This is a genomic window from Proteus faecis (genome assembly GCF_003144395.1).
Lineage (GTDB): Bacteria > Pseudomonadota > Gammaproteobacteria > Enterobacterales > Enterobacteriaceae > Proteus > Proteus faecis.
This window is the reverse complement of record NZ_PENZ01000012.1, coordinates 56,155-78,411: the sequence shown is the minus strand read 5'-3', so window position 1 is coordinate 78,411 and position 22,257 is coordinate 56,155. Positions and strand designations below refer to the sequence as shown.

Sequence of the window (22,257 nt, the reverse complement as noted above, 5' to 3'; positions counted from 1 at the left end):
ACTAAAGATGTATTTATTATAGTCAATATAGTGGTTATTTATACAGTTAATTTTGGTTGAGATTAATTAAACGGAATACCTAAAATAAGTGATTGATCCACTTCACCATTTATAAGTGATTGTGTATTTCCATCATACACAATCATGCCACTATCTATCACAATTGCTCTTGAGGCAATTTTTGCAGCATCTTCTAAGCTATGAGAAACCATCAATAAGGTTAACGCTTTTTCTCGGCAAAGTTGCTCGAGTAGTGCCAACATCTCAATGCGTAAAGCGGGGTCGAGTGCAGAAAATGGCTCATCAAGTAACAAAATAGGTTGTTCACGAACTAGACAACGTGCAATAGCAACACGTTGGCGCTGGCCGCCTGATAATTGAGAAGGTAAACGTTCAAGGTATTCACTGAGTGCCACTTGCTCAGCTCGATTCTCTAATAGCGCTTTTTGATCTCTAGTCAGTTTTAATCCCGGATTTAATCCTAAGCCGATATTTTGCCTTACAGTTAAATGTGGGAATAGATTATTATCTTGAAATAACATGGAAATAGGGCGTTTTGCTGGTACTGTTTTGGTATGGTCTTGACCATTAAGAAACAGGCTTCCCTTTTCCGATGGTAAAAAACCAGCGATTAAACTGAGTAATGTACTTTTACCTGCACCACTTGGCCCTAACACGGCAATGCGTTCTCCTGCATTAACCGTTAGATTAAATAAGAGATGTTGGTGTTCATAAGTGTAAGTTAGGTGCTCTAATTTAATCATGAGATTTTCCAGCTAATCGTTCTATTAGGCTAAAAAGAGAGAAGCAAAGTAGTAATAACATCATGGCTGTTACAGCCCCATCTTGTGTGTGATAAGCCCCAATTTGCTGATAAAGATAGAAAGGCAACGTTCTAAATGTTTCATTACCAAATAGAGCAACAATACCAAAGTCACCAATAGAAATGACGCAAGCAAAGGCAAGTGCTTGTGAGATGGGCTTTTTTAATGCGCGTAGTTCTATCCAACGGAGTCGGTTTATACCTTGTAAATTTAACGACTGACACAAAAGACTATAACGTGAAGCGATATCATTCATTGGGTTTTCAAGTACTTTTAAGGCATAGGGAATGGCAATTAAAGCATTGGTCAAAATCACTAAAATATAAGGTGATTCAGGTAATCCAATCGTATTATTTAATAACAGAAAAAAGCCTGTTGCTAACACAATGCCCGGCATCGCGAGAATGATCAAACCACTCATTTCCATGGCCTGACCTGCTTTTTTAAAATGGCGTAAGCGAAGTTCCCGGCTACTCCATAGCAACATCATCGTTAATACAACACAAACAATACCCGCACCCACAGCAATAATCAGCGAGGTTGTAAAGGCTTGCCAAAGTACAGGCTGTTGGATGACACGTAGAAATTGGCTATTAAGACCATCAGTTATTACGGCCAAAATGGGGGGCACTAAAAAGAGGAGTGCAAGGGTGATAATGAGACTATCTGCTATTTTGCTAAAGATAGGATCATAGGGATCACGCCAATGTCGCTTTTGACTGTTTCCCACAAAAAGGGTGCCTTTTAGCTTTTGGCTGATAAGCACCAAGCCTAAACAACAAAAGAGTTGGATCAAGGCTAAAAGTGCAGCGCGATGCAAATCGTAGTCATAACTTAAGGCTTGATAAATAGCGAGTTCAACCGTTGTTGCGGCAGGGCCTCCACCTAAGGCTAACACAGTAGCAAAGCTGGCAAAGCAGAGCATAAAAATCAGTGATGCAGTCGGGAGTATTTGGCGCCATAAATAGGGAAACTCAAGAAAGCGAAAACGTTGCCAGCCATTCATACCTAATTGTGAGGCTAATTGACGTTGCTCTGGCGAGATACTTTCGAGAGCTTGCAATAACATTCGGGTTGCTAATGGCATATTGAAAAAGATGTGAGCTAATAAAATGCCTTGCAAACCATAAGGAGTAAATTGGTAATCGATACCTATCCATTCACAAATTTGAGCAATCCATCCTACTCTGCCATAAACAGTTAAAATACCAAACAGTGCAACTAGAACAGGTAACACAAGACTCATGGCACATAGGCGTAAAAACAGTGTTCGCCCTTTAAATTGGCGTCGATAGAGTGCTTTGGCGAGCCAAATAGCCGGTAATATTGAAAATAGTGCAGATAAAAAAGCTTGCCAGAAAGTAAAACGGACGACATGCCATAAATATTCATCAGCAAAAATTGAGGATAGCTCACCACTTGGTGCGTTAACCCATAGTGCGCCAAATGACAATAACGCCACAATTAGCAGTAAGCCCGAGGCACATAGCCCCGGGATAAGCCATCTTCCCATTAGCGGCTAACCGCAGATTGCCAATTACGAGTCCATGTTTGGCGCTCTTTGGCGACAATATCTGCATCGAATTGCAATGATTTTTCGGGTTTAGGCATCAAAGAGTAGACGTCTGGTAATGGCATATCGATAACAGGATACATCCAATTAGTAGTGGGTATAGTTTCTTGGAATGCAGGGGTTAACATGAACTGCATAAATTGTTGTGCTAATTCCGGTTGTTTACTTGATTTAAGTTTTGCAGCAACTTCGACTTGCAAGTAGTGCCCTTCATCAAAAATCGCAGCAGCATAGTTATCTTTTTTATCTGCTAAAATGTGATAACCGGGAGATGAGGTGTAGCTAAGCACAAAATCACCTTCGCCTTTTAAGAATAAGCCATAAGACTCACTCCAACCTTTAGTGACTGTCAGCGTTTTTTCTGACAATTTTTTCCATTCAGTCGCCGTGTTTTCAGGATACAGTGATTGCATCCATAACATTAAACCTAAACCCGGCGTACTGGTACGAGGATCTTGATAGAGAATTTTCCATTTCTCTTGACTGTTTAGCAGTTCAGCCATGCTTTTAGGTGGGTTCTGGACACGGTTTTTATCATAAATAAAAGCAAAGTAGCCATAGTCATAGGGCACAAAGGTATCGTCAGTCCATTTTTCAGGTAAGGCGAGTTTGGATGTATCGATATTGCTTGGTGCGAAAAGCCCGGTTTCTTTTGCTGCATGGATCAGATTGTTATCCAATCCTAAAATAATATCAGCTTTGCTTTTATCACCTTCCATGCGTAAGCGATTAAGTAGAGATACACCATCAGACAGAGCAACCAGTTTTAGCTCGCAATCACATTGTTGTTCAAATGCTTTTTTTATTGCAGGCCCAGGCCCCCAATCTGCAGTAAATGAATCATAGGTGTAAACGGTGAGTGCGGGTTTTTGTGCTAAGGCTTGAGTTGAATAAGTGCCCATCATGCCCAGTGCGCCTAGAAGGAAAGTAAAGCGAAGTGATTTATTTAACACGTTTAGTTCCTCAGTAAAAGTCAGGTAGGATCTGAGGAGTAAGGATAGCAAACCAATGAATATTGCAACATCCTGACTCAAATCCCTACGCCAGTATTAGCTGGATCAGGTTCCACGAGTTTTTCTCAGCCTAAAAAGGCACCCCGTTGAGACTTTCCCATTGTAGATAAATACACGCGCCATGCAAAGTCTGTTGATAGAGGTTTACCGTTTGTGGGTAGTATGAAACAATGAGTTATCTTTCAAATTTGGTTATTGAGGTAGTCTAGTGATTGATGATGATGGCTACCGCCCGAATGTAGGGATTGTAATTTGTAATCGGCAAGGGCAAGTGCTTTGGGCTCGTCGCTATGGGCAACATTCATGGCAGTTTCCTCAAGGGGGAATTAATCCTGGAGAATCGCCAGAGCAGGCAATGTACCGAGAGTTGTTCGAAGAAGTTGGGTTAAGTCGCAAGGATGTCAAAATTCTTGCCTCCACACGTAACTGGTTACGTTACAAGTTACCTAAGCGTTTGGTGCGTTGGGACACAAAACCTGTTTGTATTGGACAAAAACAGCGTTGGTTCCTTTTGCAGTTAACAAGTAATGATAAAGACATTAATGTTCAACAAAGCAAAACGCCAGAATTTGATGGCTGGCGTTGGGTGAGTTATTGGTATCCTGTTCGACAAGTCGTCTCTTTTAAACGCGATGTTTATCGACGTGTAATGAAAGAGTTCGCACCAGTAGTCATGCCACTGCAAGAACAAATGTCTTTATCACGTCCATCGTATGGATATCGGCGTAAAAGGTATTAGATAACACTATGCTGACACGTTTGCGAGAAATTGTAGAAAAAGTGGCTATGGCAGCAGGGCTTCCAGAAGCGCTTGAACTCTTAGTCAAGGAAACGTGTCAGGCAATGCACACGGATGTGTGTTCTATTTATCTTGCCGATAAACAACGTAGCTGTTTTTATCTTATGGCGACCAAAGGGTTAAAAAAACCTAGAGGGAGAGCCGTTAGCCTTTCATTTAATGAAGGCGTGGTTGGTGAAGTGGGACGTCTTTCAGAGCTTATCAACCTCGCTGATATTCGTGAACATCCTAGCTTTAAATACCTTCCTCAAGTTAAAGAAGATGATCTCCGTGCTTTCCTTGGCGTTCCTATTGTCTACCGTCGCCAACTCCTTGGTGTATTAGTTGTTCAGCAAAAAGAGCGTCGCTTATTCAATGAAAGCGAAGAATCTTTTATGGTGACACTGGCGACACAGCTTGGTGCTACATTATCGCAAGTACAAACTAAAGGGCTTTTTGGGCAATATCGCCAAAGTCGGATTAAAGCACTTTCAGTTTCGACTGGCGTGGTTATGGCTTATGGTTGGCAAGAAGTCTCTCAACCTATTCTTGAAAATGTTTTTAAAGCCAGTGCGCTTGATATAAAAGCAGAGTTAAATCGACTTACGGTAGCTTTAGAAGATGCTACTGCAGAATGTCGTCGCTTTAGTAAGCGATTTATGGCGAATGCGCAAAAAGAGAGTGCCGCCATCTTTGATCTCTACTCGCATTTACTTAATGATCCACAGCTTAAACATAAAATGACCGCAATCATTACACAGGGATATGTAGCAGAGTGGGCGGTTAAAGTCGTAATTGAAAAAGTGGCATCCCAATTTTCTAGCTTAAAAGATGGTTATATGCGTGAGCGAGCCTCTGATCTTAAAGCATTGGGGCGCCGTTTATTATTTCATCTCGATGATGATCTAAGTTCAACTAATATTTGGCCAGAGCGTTTTATTCTGGTTGCTGATGAATTAAGTGCAAGTTTATTGGCGGAGTTACCAGAACAACAACTTGCTGGTGTCATTGTTCGAGATGGCGCAACGCATTCGCATTCTGCCATTCTTGTTAGAGCGATGGGGATCCCCGCGATTATGGGGGCTGATATTCAACCAGAGCTTTTACACAATCGCATGCTTATTCTTGATGGTTATCGTGGTGAAATATTTATTGAGCCAGAACCTTTTATTACTCAAGAATATAAACAAATTATTGATGAAGAGAGCGTATTAAGCCAAATTGCAGAAGAGCAGCTTGAACAGCAAGCGGTTTTAAAAAATAGTGAGACAGTTAGCGTTCAATTGAATGCGGGATTAAATATCAAGTATGAGCAACGCATTAGTGTGGGAATAGATGGCGTTGGTTTATATCGTACTGAAATTCCTTTTATGCTACAAAGCGGTTTTCCATCTGAAGATGAACAGAAAAATCGTTACCGCGAAATACTCTCTTTTTTTCCTGATAAACCTGTTGTATTGCGTGCTTTAGATATTGGTGCTGATAAGCAACTTCCTTATATGCCAATTAATGAGGAAAATCCCTGCTTAGGTTGGAGAGGCATAAGAATATTGCTTGATCAGCCTGAAATCTTTCTTATTCAGCTACGAGCAATGCTAAAAGCAAACCTCGAATTTAAAAATTTGAAAATTTTGTTGCCGATGGTGACAAGTATTGATGAAATTGACGAAGCAAGAACATTGCTATTACGAGCATGTGATGAAGTGAGTCGAGAGCTAAACTGTGAATGTGTCCCACCTCCGCTGGGTATTATGCTTGAAGTACCTTCATTGGTATTTATGCTGTCACAATTAGCTAATCGGGTCGATTTTATCTCTGTGGGAACAAACGATCTGACGCAATACTTGCTTGCGGTCGATCGTAATAATACCCATGTAGCATCACTCTATGATAATTTGCATCCTGCCTTATTGCGTTCACTGAATTTGATTGCAACACAATGCCAATATTATCAGTTACCCGTAAGTGTTTGTGGCGAAATGGCGGGTACGCCAATAGGGGCATTGCTGTTAATAGGGCTCGGTTTTAGGCAGTTAAGCATGAGTGGTCGTAGTTTACCTAGGGTAAAATACTTATTGCGCCATCTTGATCCTGTAATGTTACAGCCTTTTATGCAACAGATACTGCAAGCTGAAACGGCAACAGAAATTAAAAAATTGTCTTCTGAATTTATGGAACGACAAGGATTAGGTGGATTAATTCGCGGGGGTATTTAGTCGGCCTTCGTATAAGCCTTTTCTATGTTGGTAATAAATAACCAGCACAGAAATTATTGATTAAGTGAAGTAGGGAATAATGAGTATAAGCTACCTTAAATTTCCAGAGATTGATCCTGTTATGTTCTCTATCGGACCTGTGTCATTACACTGGTACGGTATGATGTATTTAGTTGGATTTGTCTTTGCCTTATGGCTTGCAAATCGTCGAGCTGCAAAACCGAATAGTGGTTGGAATAAAAATGAAGTTGAAACATTACTTTATGTTGGTTTTGTCGGTGTGTTTATCGGTGGTCGTTTAGGTTATGTTTTATTCTATAACTTACCTGTCTTTTTAAATGATCCTCTTTACCTCTTTAAAGTGTGGGATGGCGGTATGTCGTTCCATGGTGGTTTAATTGGGGTGATTTGTGCCATGATTTGGTTCGCTAAACGCACTAAGCGTAAATTTTTCCAAGTGGCTGATTTTGTAGCACCTTTAATTCCATTTGGTTTAGGTTTAGGTCGTATTGGTAATTTTATTAATGGTGAATTATGGGGACGCGTCACATTAGATACACCTTGGGCTTTCTTATTCCCAAGCTCTCGTTCTGAAGATCTCCAACTTGTTGCTCAAGATCCAACAACACTACTACCGATTATTCAAGAATATGGGGTTTTACCTCGCCATCCGTCACAGCTTTATGAAATGCTGTTAGAAGGTGTAGTGCTATTTATTATCCTAAATATCTTTGTGCGCAAAAGTCGCCCTGTAGGTAGTGTGTCAGGCTTGTTCCTGATTGGTTATGGTGCATTCCGTATTATTGTTGAATTCTTCCGTCAACCAGACGCACAATTAGGATTATTTGGTGGTGTAAGCATGGGACAAATACTATCAATTCCAATGATTTTATTGGGTATTATTTTTATGGTATGGGCCTATCGCCAAGATAAAAAGACTCCACAAAATCCAACACCAGCTCACAAATAGTGTGAGATAAACTTTTTATTATTAGTTAATTACAAGAGAGACAACATGAAGCAGTATCTGGCATTGTGTCAACGCATTATCGATGAAGGGCAATGGATTGATAATAAACGAACAGGAACTCGCTGTTTAACGGTGATTAATGCTGATCTGGAATATGATGTTGCGAATAACCAATTTCCGCTGATAACGACACGTAAAAGTTTCTATAAAGCAGCAATTGCAGAGCTGTTGGGGTATTTACGTGGCTACGACAACGCAGGTCAATTTCGTGAAATTGGTTGTAATACATGGAATGCAAATGCTAATGAAAATGGAGCATGGTTAAACAACCCTCATCGTAAAGGTGAAGATGATATGGGGCGTGTTTATGGTGTTCAAGGACGTCAATGGCAACGCCCTGATGGCTCCCATTTTGATCAACTACGCAAAGTGATAGATAACCTGACTAAGGGTATAGATGATCGTGGTGAGATCGTAACATTCTATAACCCAGGTGAAACCGAGTTAGGTTGTTTGCGTCCTTGTATGCATACACACACATTTTCATTAGTGGGTGATACGCTTTACTTAACTTCTTATCAACGTAGCTGTGATGTGCCATTAGGTTTGAATTTCAACCAAATACAGTGCTTTGTTTTATTAGCGCTGGTGGCTCAAATTACAGGGCATAAGCCGGGTAAAGCATTTCATAAGATAATCAATGCACATATCTATGAAAATCAATTACCATTAATGCGAGATGTACAGCTAAAAAGAGAGCCATTACCGTTACCAACATTACATATCAATCCAAAAATCAAAACATTGGAAGATATCGAAACATGGGTAACAACGGATGATTTTACTGTTGAAGGTTATCAATGCCATGAAGCAATAAAATATCCATTTACGGTTTGATCTTTCCTTTATGTTTTAAAGCCTCTGTTTAGTGATAAACAGAGGCTTTTTTGTTTTTATTGACTGGTTCTAAAGGCTAATCCTAGTCTTGTCGATGACTATTTTTTGTGTTTGCTCTGAAAATATTGTTACTGCGTTATTGTTCGAAAAAAACACTCTCTTTTATTTACCTTATAAAGGGTTAGCTGCATCCTTTTATTGGCTATAAAGGAGAGCAAAATGAACAGTAATATGGAAATAAGCCTAAAAAGTAAACTTGAACAAGAGAGTGAATTGGGGATAAGCCTACTTGAAATGCTGATTGTCATGATGATCACCTCGATTTTAAGTTATTTATCAATCACCACCTATCAGCAATACACTCACCAACGTCAATTGATACATAGTGTGCGAGAAACCATTGCATTTCTTTCATATCAACGACAACAAGCGCTACTGTTTAATATAAAAATTAAAATATCACTTCATTTATCACCCAGTAATAAAGTTGTCGCTATGCCTTTTCCTCTGCGGTACTCAACTGAAAAACAAACAATTTTTCGATTAGCTTCTGGCATTCAACTTAAACAATCAACAGTTTCAAATTTTACGTTTGGGGGGATCCGTCAAACCTTAAGACCAATGAGTTTTGTGCTTCAACGTTCAGAAAGTGAAGTAAAAATTGTTATTTCATCTTTAGGCAGAATAAGAGCATGTAGTCAGAAAATTAAGGTGTTTTCACCATGCTAAAGCGATCAATATTTTCATTTTCATCTGGCATGATGTTGATGGAATGTCTTTTTGCCATGGCAATGAGTGGTGTTCTATTTCTTTGTATTAGTCGGGCTTATCCTCAAGTCATGAACACACTGCTCCATTCTTACCAGAAATATCAGTTAGATATTTTTTTAAAGGAAAGGTTATTAGTACTAGAAACACAATTAAGGCGTACTGGATATTGTCAGGGTGATTGTGCTCATGTATTGCAGTCAAAGGAATTGCACATATCACCATTAAAAATGGGGCAGTATTCTTATCAAGAAAAAAACACCTGTGTTATTTTCGCTTATGACGTAAATGGCAATGGTCGATGGGATGCGCCCTCTTCAAAAGAGAGTGATTATTTTGGTTATCGGCTTAAAAATGGGCAACTAGAACAATTAAGAGGCGTACAAGATTGCACTTCTTCAGGATGGCAACGATTTTTTGAAAGTCATGAAATTGAAGTGACGGAGTTTATTTTACGTCCTTATTCAAGGCAACATCTTACCAAAAAGAAACCATTTTTCTATCTCTCAGTTTCTTTAAAAGCTTATTTAAAACAAAATCCTACGGTGAAATTGCATTATGAAAATGACATTCGGTTAAGGAATGTGACTACGTTATGAGTATTGATTCAATCTACAATAAAAGTGAGCAAGGATTTGCAAGTTTACTTGTCGTTATGGGGTTTATTGTTATGAGCTTATCGGTGCTTGGGAATTTTGCTTATTATTACAGGCAGTCTCAACAAATAGTGATGCAAGAATTACAAGCACGACAGGCTTTTTTATTTGCTGAATCTGCATTAGCGTGGGGAATAAAACAGAATTGGGAAATTTTATCGTCACAGTTAAATAAATGGCAATGTCGTCATTTTCATGCAAACCCTAAAATAATAAGCTGTTTATTATTGATTTCTTTAGAAAAAGGTTTATTGCAAGGACAAGCAGAAAGCTTAAATGGTTATAAAATATATCATTATCAATGGGTTGATTTTTTGCAGGACAAAAATAAATCCATTGTTGCACATCCAAATGGATGGCTAGATTATTGCCCATTAGTGCATAAGGAGTGTGTGTTATAGATAACATTCAAAATAAATCAGAAAGTGGCTCTATTTTACTTAATACAATGTTTATATTGCTGTTTTTTAATATTAGTTTTGTCGCTATTATAGGGTATAGTCAATCATTAAAAGCTGACTTTCAGCAATTAATTCAAATGCAGCAGGCAGGGCAGGAACTTTTTGTTTTATTTGAACAAATGTCTGCTAAATCACCTGACTATTTCGTAGCTAACCCCAAAATAATGATACGCACACTTTTTCAGTCTGAAGGTTGCCAGCAAATAGAGGGTTATGTTGCTAATAATTTATTACCCGAAATAAGGCTGTATTACTGGTCATGCTATTAATAAGATGAGGATCTGATGTTTCATATATATCACTCAAACCAGTTGTCATTACTAAAGTCGCTTATGGTGCACTTTATGCAGACCAAGCCACTTGTTTCTCCTTTTGAACAAGAAGTGATCCTTGTACAAAGCCCCGGAATGTCTCAGTGGTTGCAAATTCAGCTTGCCGAAAACTTGGGTATTGCTGCTAATATCCGTTATCCACTACCAGCAACTTTTATTTGGGAAATGTTTACTCGGGTATTATCAGGTATACCTAAAGAAAGCGCTTTTTCTAAAGATGCAATGACATGGAAATTAATGGCATTGCTTCCTGAATTTTTGCCTCATGAAGAATTTATCCCCTTACTGCATTATCTTGATGATGATGAAGACAAACGTAAACTTCACCAGCTCGCAGGGCGTGTAGCTGACTTATTTGACCAATATTTAGTTTATCGTTCTGATTGGTTAGCTTCGTGGGAAAAAGATGAGTTAATAGAAGGGTTGAGTGAAAATCAACGTTGGCAAAAAATATTGTGGGTAGCATTACAGCAATACACAAAAGATCTTAATCAGCCTCAATGGCACCGTTCTAATCTTTATCAACAATTTATTTCGACATTAAATAATACAGAAGAAGGTGAGCTTCAACACTGTTTTCCACCCCGTATTTTTATTTGTGGGATTTCAGCTCTACCTCAAGTTTACTTGCAGGCATTACAAGCGATAGGTCGTCATACCGAGATCTATTTACTCTTTACCAACCCTTGCCGTTACTATTGGGGAGATATTCAAGATCCTAAATTTCTCTCTCGTCTTAATAGTAGAAAACCACGTCATTATAAGCAATTACATGAATCACCTTGGTTTAAAGACGAAAAAAATGCTTCTTCGTTATTTAATGATGAGGGTGAACAAAATATTGGCAATCCGCTATTAGCGTCATGGGGGAAACTGGGTAAAGATAATCTTTATTTTCTTTCTGAACTTGAATATACCGATGTATTAGATGCATTTGTTGAGATCCCAAGAGATAATTTACTTCATCAATTGCAAGCTGACATTCTTGATTTAGAAGATTTTTCGCAATTAGGTACAACACTTGAAACGTATGAGTGTAGTGAAAATAAACGTGTAATTTCACCAGATGATAACTCACTGACTTTTCATGCCAGCCATAGCCCACAGCGTGAAGTGGAAGTGTTACAAGATCAATTACTGCATTTGTTAGAGCAAGATCCTGAATTATTACCACGTGATATTATTGTGATGGTTGCGGATATCGATAGCTATACACCTTATATTCAAGCTGTGTTTGGTAATGCACCTTCAGAACGTTATCTTCCTTTTGCAATTTCAGATAGAAAAGCTCGTCAAGCACACCCAGTATTGCAAGCTTTTATTACGTTGTTAGAGCTTCCTCAAAGTCGTTTTACCGCTGAACAAGTGTTGGCATTGCTTGAAGTTCCTGCTTTAGCTGGACATTTCTCTATTTTTGAAAATGAACTAAAACTATTACGTCGTTGGGTCGATGAGTCAGGCATACGTTGGGGATTAGATGATGAGAATGTGGCTTCATTCTTATTACCCATCACGGGTAAAAATACGTGGGAGTTTGGTTTACTGCGTATGTTGCTTGGTTATGCGATGGAAAGTGAAAATGGTCCTTGGAAAGGCGTGCTTCCTTATGATGAGTCCAGTGGCTTAGTTGCTGAACTTGCAGGATATCTCGCTGATTTTCTTTATACATTAAGTGAGTGGCGTACACGTTTAAGTGAAACTCGTTCATTAGAAGCATGGCTAGAAGTTGGACAACAATTAGTTGATGCCTTTTTTGAATCTGATGAGGAAACGGAATTAGTCTTAGCGCTTATTATTCAACAATGGCAAAAAGTGATTGAAAATGGATTGAAAGCGCAATATCAAAATGAAATTCCGCTAGTTCTTATTCGTGATGAATTAACAGTTCGGTTTGATGATGAAAAAATTAGTCAGCGTTTTTTAGCCGGTAGCATTAATTTCTGTACATTAATGCCTATGCGCTCCATTCCCTTTAATGCAGTGTGTCTATTAGGAATGAACGACGGTATTTATCCTCGTAATATTCAGCCGTTAGGGTTTGATTTAATGGCGGAAAAACGCCGTCGTGGTGATAGAAAACGTCGTGATGATGACCGCTATTTGTTCCTTGAAGCGCTTAGTTCAGCTGAAAAATACCTTTATATTAGTTATATCGGAAAATCGATACGGGACGATCGAGAATGTAACCCATCCGTCTTAATCAAAGAGTTACAAGATTATATTGGGCAAAACTTCCGTTTGCCGGAAGATGGTGAACTCAATGTCGATGAGAGTGCAATTCGCATAAATCAGCATTTATTAACACAACATAGCCGTGTTCCTTTTGCTCAAGAAAATTTCCGAATCGATGCTTCTTTTCGCTCTTATGCTTCTGAATGGCTACCTGCTGCCAGTGGGCAGGGGGAGATTCATCAATGTTTTACGGAAGCACTTAATGATGATGACACAATAGATAAAGTTTCTGTTGATGAGCTAGCTCGTTTTTATCGTCATCCTATTCGTGCTTTCTTCCAACAAAGATTAAAAACAAACTTTGTAATTGAAGAAACAGAATTACCGGAAGAAGAGCCATTTGTGATAAATGCGCTTCAACGGTATCTATTGAATCAATGGTTATTAAAGGCATTGATTGATCAAAGCTCAACAGACGCTTTGTTTGAGCGTATCAAAGCAGCTGGACAACTTCCGGCGAGCGCATTTGGTCAAATTTATTGGGAGCAACAAATAGAAGAGTTACTTCCTTTAGCTGAAAAGATAAGAAGTGAACGATCAGCCACACATTCTGTCACATTAGAGCAAAGCTTTAGTGCAATGCCACTGATTGGCCGTTTAAATGAGGTACAAGCTGATGGTTTATTACGTTGGCGACCCGCCAGCTTAACCGCTAATGATTTATTGCAGCTTTGGATTGAGCACTTAGTTTATTGTTTAAAAGAGGGCGCTGGCGAGAGTCGGTTTTACGGCAGAAAAGAGACTCAATGGTGTTTATTACCTGTTGATCCTGAATTTGCCTATTCAACATTAGACAATTTAATCAGCGATTATAAACAAGGGTTAAACAGCCCATTAGCGCTATTTGCGAAAAGTGGCTGGGCTTGGTTACAAGCTTGCTATGATAAAAAATCACAAGCGTTTTTACTTGATGATGAAGAGACTCTAGAAAAAGCAGAATTAGTACTGATGCAACATTTAACGGATAGCTATAATCGAGATGGTGAAATGAATGACATGTATGTTCAGCGCGCCTTCTCTCAATTAGACGAGCCTTTTTTACAAACAGTCAAACAGACGGCGTTAACAATATTTAAACCAATAATTCCATTTCTGAAAAAATAAGGGAGCTCATATCAGATGAGAAAATACTGCTCGCAACTATGGATTATGTTGCTATTGATGCTACTGAGCATCAACAGTTTTGCTGTTGATCCACTCTGGCAAGTATTGCCTGATAGCATTGAAAAAAGTGAGAGTGATCCACGGCAATATCAAGCGATTAAACTACCTAATGAAATGACCGTATTACTGGTTTCTGATGAAAAGGCAGTTAAATCATTAACGGCAGTTGCATTACCTGTTGGCGCATTAGAAGATCCAGATAGCCAGCAAGGTCTTGCTCACTATTTAGAACATATGGTGCTAATGGGGTCGGCGAAATATCCTCAATCAGGCAGTATGTCTGAATTCTTACAAAAGAATGGTGGCTCTCATAATGCCAGTACAACGACCTATCGTACTGCATTCTATTTAGAAGTGGAAAATAGTGCTATTGATGAAGCGGTTGATCGCCTTGCTGATGCTTTAGCTGAACCCTTACTTGATCCTAAAAATGCAGATCGTGAGCGTAATGCGGTTAATGCTGAATTAACCATGGCGCGTGCGCGTGATGGTATGCGTTTTTGGCAAGTCAGAGCTGAAACGTTAAATCCATTACATCCAAGTTCTCGCTTTATGGGGGGGAACTTAGAGACATTAAGTGATAAACCAAATAGTAAGCTTCAAGATGAATTGATTAAATTCTATCAAAAACACTATTCTGGTAATTTAATGAATGGTGTTATTTATAGTAATAAATCACTCGATGAGTTATCTAAATTAGCCGCAAATACTTTCGCTCGTATCCCGAATAAAAAGGCAGATGTGCCCGTCACCACAGTACCTGCTATGACGGATAAAGAAAAAGGGTTAATGATCCATTTAGTACCCGCTCAACCGCAAAAGACTTTACAAATTGAGTTTGGTATAGATAACAATGTTGCTGATTTTCGTAGTAAATCTGATGAATATATTGGTTATTTAATCGGTAATCTTAGTGCAGGTACATTGGCAACATGGCTACAAGATCAAGGTTTAGCTGAAAGTATTAGTGCATCTTCAGAGCCTTATATCGATCGGAATCAAGGCTCATTTACGATTTATGTTGCGCTGACAGATAAAGGCTTAGCGCAAAAAGACAAAGTGATTTCCGCTATCTTTTCATACATTCGTTTAATTAAGACGGAAGGTATCAGTCAACGTTACTTTGATGAAATTGCGAATGTATTAGATCTCTCATTCCGTTATGGCTCTATTGTAAGAGATATGAATTACATAGAAGGTATTTCGGATATGATGTTGCGTTATCCAATCAAAAATATCCTAAATGCGGGTTATATTGCTGATAAGTATGAGCCTTCAGCTATCCTTTCTCGTCTTGACTCTCTTACACCAGAGAAAGCGCGTATTTGGGTAATAAGCCCTAATGAGCCCTCTAATAAACAAGCCTACTTTGTTAATGCCCCTTATCAGGTTGATAGAATCACAGATAAGCAATTAAAAACATGGCAAACATTATCGGATGATATTTCATTATCATTGCCAGCACTTAATCCTTATATTCCTGATAATCTTTCTCTGATCGATGCGGATAACAAAATCATCAAACCAGAATTGTTGTGGCAAGATAAAAGCGCTCGCTTGTTTTATATGCCATCACATTATTTCTCTGATGAGCCAAAGGCCAGTGTGACATTAAGTTTAGTGAATAAGGGATCAGACATTACTGTTAAGCAACAAGTAACACAAACTTTAACGGATTATCTTGCTGGTTTAGCATTAAGTGAATTATCTTACCAAGCTTCTGTTGCTGGAATGAATATCTCATCCTCATCAGGACAAGGTATTGATTTTTCAATGAATGGTTATACACAACATTTACCAGAACTCGTTAATGCTACACTGAAAAGCTATATGAGTTTCGAATCAACTCAAGAAGAGCTCGATCAAGCTAAATCTTGGTATCGTGAACAACTTGATGTGACTCATAACTTAAAAGCATTTGAAGAAGCGATGTTACCGGCTCGCCGATTAAATACGATCCCGTATTATGAAGAAGCTGACAAACTCAAAGCATTAGAGTCAATTACACTGCAAGATATTATTGATAATCGCCGTGAAGTAATTAAAAACTCGGCACTTCAAGCGCTGATTATTGGTAACTTAACGCCAGAGCAAAGTCGCGATATTGCTAAATCTGCACACGAATTATTAGGTAATCAAGGTACAGAATATTGGATCGGTGAAACATTAGTATTCAATAAATTAAATGCGGTTGAATTCCAAAGTAAATCGAAGAGTACAGATAATGCATTAGGTGAGCTTTATATCCCAATAGGTTATAGCCGACTTGAAGGTCAAGCAATTTCTTCAGTGCTAGCGTCTGTTATCAAACCTTGGTTTTATGATCAATTAAGAACAGAAGAGCAGCTAGGTTATGCGGTATTTGCTTACCCAAGCTCTATGGGTGAACAATCAGGGATCGGCTTTTTACTGCAAAGTAATGCCAAACCACCTGTCTACTTAAATAAGCGCTATAACGCATTTTATCAACAAGCTTACGAACGTTTGAAAAAAATGAGTGAAGCTGATTTTAATCAGTATAAACAGGCGATTATTACTGAAGTTAAACAACCACCTCAAACATTCTATGAAGAAGTTTCTCTTTATCGAAATGACTTCCATCGTAATAACTTAAAATATGATGGACGTGAAAAATTCTTGGCTGAGCTTAATAAAGTAACGTTAAAACAAGCTATTGAATTTTACGAAAAAGCAATTATAAAACCGAACGGATTTATTTTTGTCTCTCAAGTTATTGGTAAAGATGGCAAAGATGCTGATTACGCTGAAAATAAACAATGGAAACGTTACGCTACGGTAAGTGAATTACAAAAAACTTTACCTATTGAGGAAATTAAAGAGTGAGTGAAGTGATACAGGCACAGCCACTAAACCCGTATACACTTCCGCTGTACCAAAGACGCCTCATTGAGGCGTCAGCAGGAACAGGGAAAACTTATACAATCGGGTTGTTGTATTTACGGTTGCTTCTTGGGTTAGGCGGAGAGTCTGCATTTTACCGCCCTCTCAATGTTGAAGAGATTTTAGTTGTGACATTTACGGATGCGGCGACAGATGAATTACGAGCACGTATTCGCAAAAATATCCATGAACTAAGACTTGCCTGTATTCGTCACGATGTTGAAAGTTGCAATGATACTTACCACGAGTTACTTAAACAGATCCCTAATAAAGAGCTGGCGGCACAATGGTTGCTAGAAGCAGAGCGCCAAATGGATGAAGCGGCTATTTATACTATTCATGGTTTTTGTCAGCGTATGTTGGCAAACAATGCATTTGAATCAGGCGTCTTGTTTGAACAAGTCTTGATCCAAGATGAATATGAGCTCAAAAAACGGGTATGTGCTGACTTCTGGCGTCGTCATTGTTATCCACTTTCTTATGATGTTGCTAATGCAGTAAGCCAGATTTGGTCTGGCCCTGAACAACTGCTTTATGAAATACAGCCTTATTTACAAGGTGAAATGCCCGAAATTGAAGGTGTGGCATTAGACAGTGAAAATGAATCAGTCAAAGAGCGTCATCAAGCGGTTATTGAAGCAATTAACAAGGTAAAAGCGCGTTGGCATGCACATCAACATGAAGTTGAAGCATGGATAACAGCTTCGGGTGTTGATAAACGTAGTTATAGCAGTCGCTTCTTACCTAAATGGATTGAAGAAATAACCTTGTGGGCGTCAACATCAGAAACGAAAAACTATCAATTACCAGATTGTTTGGTTCGTTTTTCGCAAGAAACGCTGAATGAGAAGAGCACTAAAGGCCCAGCACCAGAACATATTCTTTTTGTTGAAATTGAACGATTAACAAAGCAGAGCTTAACTCTGCGTGATGTTATTCTGGTCAATGCGATCCCTGAAATACGCCAAGGCATTGAAAATGAAAAGATGCGTCGCGGTGAAATGGGATTTGATGATTTATTAACACGTTTAGATAGAGCATTGAAACGTGAAGGTGGTGAAGCTTTAGCGCAAGCTATTCGTGAACGCTATCCTGTTGCAATGATCGATGAATTCCAAGATACGGATCCCCAACAATATCGTATTTTTGATGCGATTTATGGTGAGTATGAAAACAGTGGGTTGTTGTTTATTGGTGATCCTAAACAGGCAATTTATGCTTTCCGGGGGGCGGATATTTTTACTTATATTCAAGCTCGAAAGCAGACATCTCATCACTATACATTAAATACTAACTGGCGCTCTGCGCCGGGTATGGTGAATGCCGTTAACAAGCTTTTTATGCGTTCTAATACCCCTTTTTTATTTGAGCATATCCCTTTTATTGAAGTAAGCTCGGCTGAAAAAAATCAAGACATGGCCTTTGTTTACCATGATAAACCGGTTTCACCTTTTAATTTTTGGCTTGTTGAAGGCGAAAGTGTTTCTACGGGAAATTATGAGCAAATTATGGCAGCACAATGTGCCGCACAAATTCGTGATTGGTTATCAGCAGGGGATCAGCAACAGGCTTGGTTGATTGAGCAAAATGCAAAAAAAACAGTTACGTCTGCTGATATTATGGTATTGGTGCGTAGCCGTAGAGAAGCGATACTGATCCGTGATGCATTGAATTTACTTTCAATACAGTCAGTATTTTTATCCAATCGTGAAAGTGTTTTTGAAACCAACGAAGCTAAAGATCTACTTTGGTTATTACAAGCGGTTGTAACACCTGAAAAAGAGCGAGTTTTAAGGGCTTCGTTAGCCAGCCGATTATTTGGTTTTAGCGCAAAGCAAATTGATGATTTGAACCGCAGTGAGGCTCACTGGAATAGTTACGTGGAGAAGTTTGCTGATTATTATGTATTATGGCAAAAGCGTGGTGTTTTACCAATGTTGCGCAAAATCATGATGGATAATCAAATTGCAGAAAATTTACTCGCAAGTATTGATGGCGAACGCCGGCTTACCGATATCATGCATATTGGTGAGTTATTACAAGAAACATCATTACAACTCGATAGTGAACATGCTCTTATTCGTTGGTTAGCACAACAGATTTCTCATCCTGATGCGCAATCTGAAAGCCAACAAATGCGTTTGGAAAGTGACCGAAATCTTGTGCGAATTTGTACTATCCATAAATCTAAAGGTCTTGAATATCCTATTGTTTGCTTACCTTTTGCTTGTAATTACCAAGAGCAAAAAGGGGCTCTTTATCATGATAGAGATAAATTTTACGCAAAATTAGATATTTTTAGCCGACCTGAAAGTTTACGCTTAGCGGATGAAGAGCGCTTAGCTGAAGATTTACGCTTACTTTATGTGGCATTAACGCGCTCTAAATTTTGCTGTTATGTTGGTGTAGCTCCTCTTGTCAAAGGGAATAAACGTAAGTCTGGGCTTACTGATTTGCATAAAAATGCTTTAGGGTATTTATTACAGCAAGGCGAAGAAGGTAATAGTGAATTATTGCATCAAGCAATTCATGTCTTATTAGATGATAATATCAGTGTTACAACGCTTGATAATATATCAGCGCATCGCTACCAAGCTCAATTAGCCCCTGAAACCAACCTTGAAGCTGCTATATTTAAACGTCAGATCCATGATAATTGGCGTATAACAAGTTATTCAGGATTAACCTATCAGCATTCAAATCGTCATTATCATTTTGATTTAGGTGATATTGAGGCTTTGGTGCAATCTATCGCACCAGGGCTTGATACAGATGCTAAAGGTGAGAAACGACAAGAAGAGATTGATGAAAACTCTATTCATCATTTCCCTCGTGGTGCAGTCGCAGGAACGTTCTTACATAGTTTGCTGGAAGTATTAGATTTTTCGCAACCTATTGATGAACAGTGGATGCAAGAACAATTGAGCGTTCAAGGTTTTGATGAAAAGTGGGCTCCCCTTTTAGTTACATGGATGGAAACACTGTTTCATACACCGCTTAATTCTCAAGGGTTGTGCTTGGCTGATATCCCAAAATCACAACAACTTGATGAGTTACAGTTCTATTTACCTATTGAGAAAGAGCTATCATCAGCCCAATTAACTCAGTTAATTAGTCAGTTTGACCCTCTGTCAAGACGTTGTCCAGCTCTGCAATTTCAACAAGTAGAAGGGATGCTTAAAGGCTTTATTGACTTAGTCTTTTCTTGGGAAGGTAAATACTATGTTGTGGATTATAAATCGAATTGGTTAGGTGAATCGAGTGAGGATTACACACAAGAAGCGATGATGAATGCAATGATGGATCATCGCTACGATTTACAATATCAACTCTATACCTTAGCGTTACATCGCTTTTTACAACAGCGCATCCCTGATTATGATTACAAAAGTCACTTTGGCGGAATTTATTACCTCTTTTTACGTGGTATAGACAAAGCACACCCTGGAAATGGTGTTTATGCCTATTTGCCTGATGAAGCTTTTGTTTTGGCATTAGATTCACTATTTACAGGACAAAGTAGCAAACCCGATGTAGCCGGTGAGAAATAAAAATGATCAAACTCTTAGAACAAGCGATTACACAAAACTTATTACGACCTTTAGATCTTCGATTTGCACAAATGCTGGTTGAAGATGAAAACCCTATTTTGCTGTTTGTATTTGCTTATTTGAGTGCTCAAACTGGAGCGGGTCACGTTTGTTTACCATTGAATATTATTCAAAAAGATCAATTATTCGATGGTAGACAAAAAGAGTTTGCACAAGAGATTTGGCAAAAAATGGGTAAACCTTCTGCTAAAAAAATAGTAGAAGAGTTGACTCATTGTCATTGCGTTAGTCAAAGTCGCGATGATTCCCCCTTTCCCATTATTTTAGATAATGAATATCTTTATCTACAAAGAATGTGGAGCTATGAAGAGAAAGTTGCTCAGTTTTTTAGGCGTGATCAGGCTATTGTTGATATTGATGAAAATGAATTAATTAAGATACTCAACCAACTTTTTCCAGCAACGAAAGAAAACCAAGAAACAAATTGGCAAAAAGTAGCTGCCAGCGTTGCTATCACCAGCCCCATTTCCATTATTTCTGGCGGTCCAGGAACAGGTAAAACGACAACCGTTGCTAAAATTTTAGCTGCTTTTGTGATGCTCACATCGAATGAAAAGCCAATTATTCAATTAGCCGCTCCTACAGGTAAAGCGGCAGCAAGATTAACGGAATCTTTAGGTAACGCCTTAGCGCAACTTAATTTAAGTGAAGAAGAAAATAAATGGATGCCAAAGCAGGCACAAACTATTCATCGCTTATTAGGTGCTCAACCTGAAAGCCAGCAAGTGCGCTACCATAAAGATAATCCATTACAGCTTGATATTTTAGTTGTTGATGAAGCCTCAATGGTTGATTTACCTATGATGGCGCGTTTGATTGATGCGCTTCCATTAAAATGTCATGTTATTTTCTTAGGTGATAAAGACCAACTTGCTTCTGTTGAGGCAGGTGCTGTATTAGGTGATATCTGCCGTTTTGCTGAAGATGGTTTCAGTCAAAAAAGATTTGAGCAGATTAATCACTTAACTCAAGGTGAATTGGTTAAATCTACGGATATTATTCCAGTTTCTCAAACGCCAGTATCTGTCGTCAGTGACTCTCTGTGTCTATTACGTAAAAGTTATCGTTTTGGTGAAGATTCAGGGATAGGGCAACTGGCTTTTGCGGTTAATAAAGGGCAGACCAAAACAGCGATTACGTTACTAAAAAAAGCAGAGATTAGTCCACAACAGCTTGAAATAGCATTAGAGCCCCAAGATGTGAGCTTTATTGCTTTGGAGTCAAAAGAAAGTTATTTACTGATGATTCAAGATGCCGTTAATGCCTATCGAGAATATCTCACTTTAGTTTCTCAAAAAGCCTCACCTGATATTATTCTTAATGCATTTAACCAATACCGTTTATTGTGTGCGCGAAGAGAAGGCCCTTTTGGTGTGAGTGGGTTAAATGACAGAATTGAAATGTTATTGCATCGCCAGCGATTGATCCGCCGTCCTACAAATAGTTATCAAAGTGATTATATTGGACGCCCCATTATGATCCAACGAAATGATAGTACATTAGGTCTGTTTAATGGTGATATTGGTATTATGCTTAATAACGATGAAGGTGAAATGAAGGCTTTTTTTCAACTACCTGATGGAAAATTGAAAGCGATCCAACCGAGTCGATTACCACAACATGAAACCGCATATGTAATGACAGTGCATAAATCACAAGGTTCTGAATTTACCCATACAGCGTTAGTGCTACCCGATAAGTTTTCACCTGTTGTTAGTCGTGAATTGCTGTATACCGCATTAACACGTGCTAAACAGAAGCTTTCTCTTTATGCTTCAGAGTCTATGGTGAGAATGGCAATACACACACGTATTCAACGTCGAAGCGGATTAATTGATAAGTTACGTTATTAGCTGTTAGT

The 22,257-nt window shown here is 38.7% G+C and carries 15 protein-coding genes and 1 riboswitch; of the genes, 12 read left to right on the top strand and 3 right to left on the bottom strand.

What is annotated here, in order from left to right; translation table 11 throughout:
- Positions 1-62: 62 nt before the first annotated feature.
- The 3 genes from thiQ to thiB are packed head-to-tail and all read right to left on the bottom strand — an operon-like array spanning position 63 to position 3,350.
- Positions 63-764 carry a thiamine ABC transporter ATP-binding protein ThiQ gene (gene thiQ, locus DK858_RS03285; RefSeq protein ID WP_072064287.1) on the bottom strand — a complete coding sequence of 234 codons (702 nt, stop codon included), beginning with the start codon at positions 762-764 and terminating at the stop codon, positions 63-65.
- A complete protein-coding gene (thiP, locus tag DK858_RS03280) occupies positions 757-2,337 on the bottom strand; it encodes a thiamine/thiamine pyrophosphate ABC transporter permease ThiP (protein ID WP_109396205.1) in 1,581 nt (526 codons plus the stop codon). The genes thiQ and thiP overlap by 8 nt, the downstream gene beginning before the upstream one ends.
- Positions 2,337-3,350, bottom strand: a complete 1,014-nt coding sequence (gene thiB / locus DK858_RS03275) for a thiamine ABC transporter substrate binding subunit (protein WP_109396204.1) — start codon at positions 3,348-3,350, stop codon at positions 2,337-2,339. Before thiB ends, thiP begins: the two co-directional genes overlap by 1 nt.
- A gap of 64 nt (positions 3,351-3,414) precedes the next feature.
- Positions 3,415-3,506, bottom strand: a riboswitch (TPP riboswitch).
- 112 nt (positions 3,507-3,618) lie between these two features.
- On the opposite strand from thiB, the gene rppH reads away from it, so the two are divergent.
- From rppH to recD, 12 genes are all read left to right on the top strand, one after another.
- Entirely contained in the window at positions 3,619-4,149 is a 531-nt protein-coding gene (gene rppH / locus DK858_RS03270) for an RNA pyrophosphohydrolase (RefSeq protein WP_109396203.1), read from the top strand.
- Positions 4,150-4,157: 8 nt separating this feature from the next.
- The gene (gene ptsP, locus DK858_RS03265; RefSeq protein ID WP_109396202.1) at positions 4,158-6,404 is read left to right on the top strand and encodes a phosphoenolpyruvate--protein phosphotransferase; all 2,247 of its coding nucleotides are present in this window, start codon (positions 4,158-4,160) and stop codon (positions 6,402-6,404) included.
- A gap of 79 nt (positions 6,405-6,483) precedes the next feature.
- The gene (lgt, locus tag DK858_RS03260) at positions 6,484-7,374 is read left to right on the top strand and encodes a prolipoprotein diacylglyceryl transferase (protein ID WP_109396201.1); all 891 of its coding nucleotides are present in this window, start codon (positions 6,484-6,486) and stop codon (positions 7,372-7,374) included.
- A 45-nt stretch (positions 7,375-7,419) separates the two neighbouring features.
- Positions 7,420-8,271 (top strand): thymidylate synthase, encoded by an 852-nt coding sequence (locus DK858_RS03255; RefSeq protein ID WP_006535953.1) that lies wholly within the window; start codon positions 7,420-7,422, stop codon positions 8,269-8,271.
- Positions 8,272-8,490: 219 nt separating this feature from the next.
- Positions 8,491-9,000: a potassium:proton antiporter gene (locus tag DK858_RS03250; protein ID WP_228407160.1), complete on the top strand. Its 510-nt coding sequence runs from the start codon at positions 8,491-8,493 to the stop codon at positions 8,998-9,000.
- A complete protein-coding gene (locus DK858_RS03245; protein ID WP_228407158.1) occupies positions 8,994-9,638 on the top strand; it encodes a prepilin peptidase-dependent protein in 645 nt (214 codons plus the stop codon). The genes DK858_RS03250 and DK858_RS03245 overlap by 7 nt, the downstream gene beginning before the upstream one ends.
- Positions 9,635-10,096, top strand: a complete 462-nt coding sequence (locus tag DK858_RS03240) for a DUF2509 family protein (protein WP_109396200.1) — start codon at positions 9,635-9,637, stop codon at positions 10,094-10,096. The genes DK858_RS03245 and DK858_RS03240 overlap by 4 nt, the downstream gene beginning before the upstream one ends.
- Entirely contained in the window at positions 10,084-10,425 is a 342-nt protein-coding gene (locus DK858_RS03235; RefSeq protein ID WP_228407156.1) for a hypothetical protein, read from the top strand. Before DK858_RS03240 ends, DK858_RS03235 begins: the two co-directional genes overlap by 13 nt.
- A gap of 15 nt (positions 10,426-10,440) precedes the next feature.
- A complete protein-coding gene (recC, locus tag DK858_RS03230) occupies positions 10,441-13,824 on the top strand; it encodes an exodeoxyribonuclease V subunit gamma (protein ID WP_109396199.1) in 3,384 nt (1,127 codons plus the stop codon).
- 15 nt (positions 13,825-13,839) lie between these two features.
- Positions 13,840-16,728, top strand: a complete 2,889-nt coding sequence (ptrA, locus tag DK858_RS03225; RefSeq protein ID WP_109396198.1) for a pitrilysin — start codon at positions 13,840-13,842, stop codon at positions 16,726-16,728.
- On the top strand, positions 16,725-20,336 hold the full coding sequence (gene recB / locus DK858_RS03220; protein ID WP_109396197.1) for an exodeoxyribonuclease V subunit beta: 3,612 nt from the start codon (positions 16,725-16,727) through the stop codon (positions 20,334-20,336). The genes ptrA and recB overlap by 4 nt, the downstream gene beginning before the upstream one ends.
- A gap of 2 nt (positions 20,337-20,338) precedes the next feature.
- Positions 20,339-22,249 (top strand): exodeoxyribonuclease V subunit alpha, encoded by a 1,911-nt coding sequence (gene recD / locus DK858_RS03215; protein WP_109396196.1) that lies wholly within the window; start codon positions 20,339-20,341, stop codon positions 22,247-22,249.
- Positions 22,250-22,257 lie beyond the last annotated feature (8 nt).

Excerpts from the sequence above, each read along its gene's own strand:
- thiQ (WP_072064287.1), bottom strand. The coding sequence starts at position 764 with ATGATTAAATTAGAGCACCTAACTTACACTTATGAACACCAACATCTC.
- thiP (WP_109396205.1), bottom strand. The coding sequence starts at position 2,337 with ATGGGAAGATGGCTTATCCCGGGGCTATGTGCCTCGGGCTTACTGCTA.
- ptsP (WP_109396202.1), top strand. The coding sequence starts at position 4,158 with ATGCTGACACGTTTGCGAGAAATTGTAGAAAAAGTGGCTATGGCAGCA.
- lgt (WP_109396201.1), top strand. The coding sequence starts at position 6,484 with ATGAGTATAAGCTACCTTAAATTTCCAGAGATTGATCCTGTTATGTTC.
- DK858_RS03255 (WP_006535953.1), top strand. The coding sequence starts at position 7,420 with ATGAAGCAGTATCTGGCATTGTGTCAACGCATTATCGATGAAGGGCAA.
- DK858_RS03250 (WP_228407160.1), top strand. The coding sequence starts at position 8,491 with ATGAACAGTAATATGGAAATAAGCCTAAAAAGTAAACTTGAACAAGAG.
- DK858_RS03245 (WP_228407158.1), top strand. The coding sequence starts at position 8,994 with ATGCTAAAGCGATCAATATTTTCATTTTCATCTGGCATGATGTTGATG.
- DK858_RS03240 (WP_109396200.1), top strand. The coding sequence starts at position 9,635 with ATGAGTATTGATTCAATCTACAATAAAAGTGAGCAAGGATTTGCAAGT.
- recC (WP_109396199.1), top strand. The coding sequence starts at position 10,441 with ATGTTTCATATATATCACTCAAACCAGTTGTCATTACTAAAGTCGCTT.
- ptrA (WP_109396198.1), top strand. The coding sequence starts at position 13,840 with ATGAGAAAATACTGCTCGCAACTATGGATTATGTTGCTATTGATGCTA.
- recD (WP_109396196.1), top strand. The coding sequence starts at position 20,339 with ATGATCAAACTCTTAGAACAAGCGATTACACAAAACTTATTACGACCT.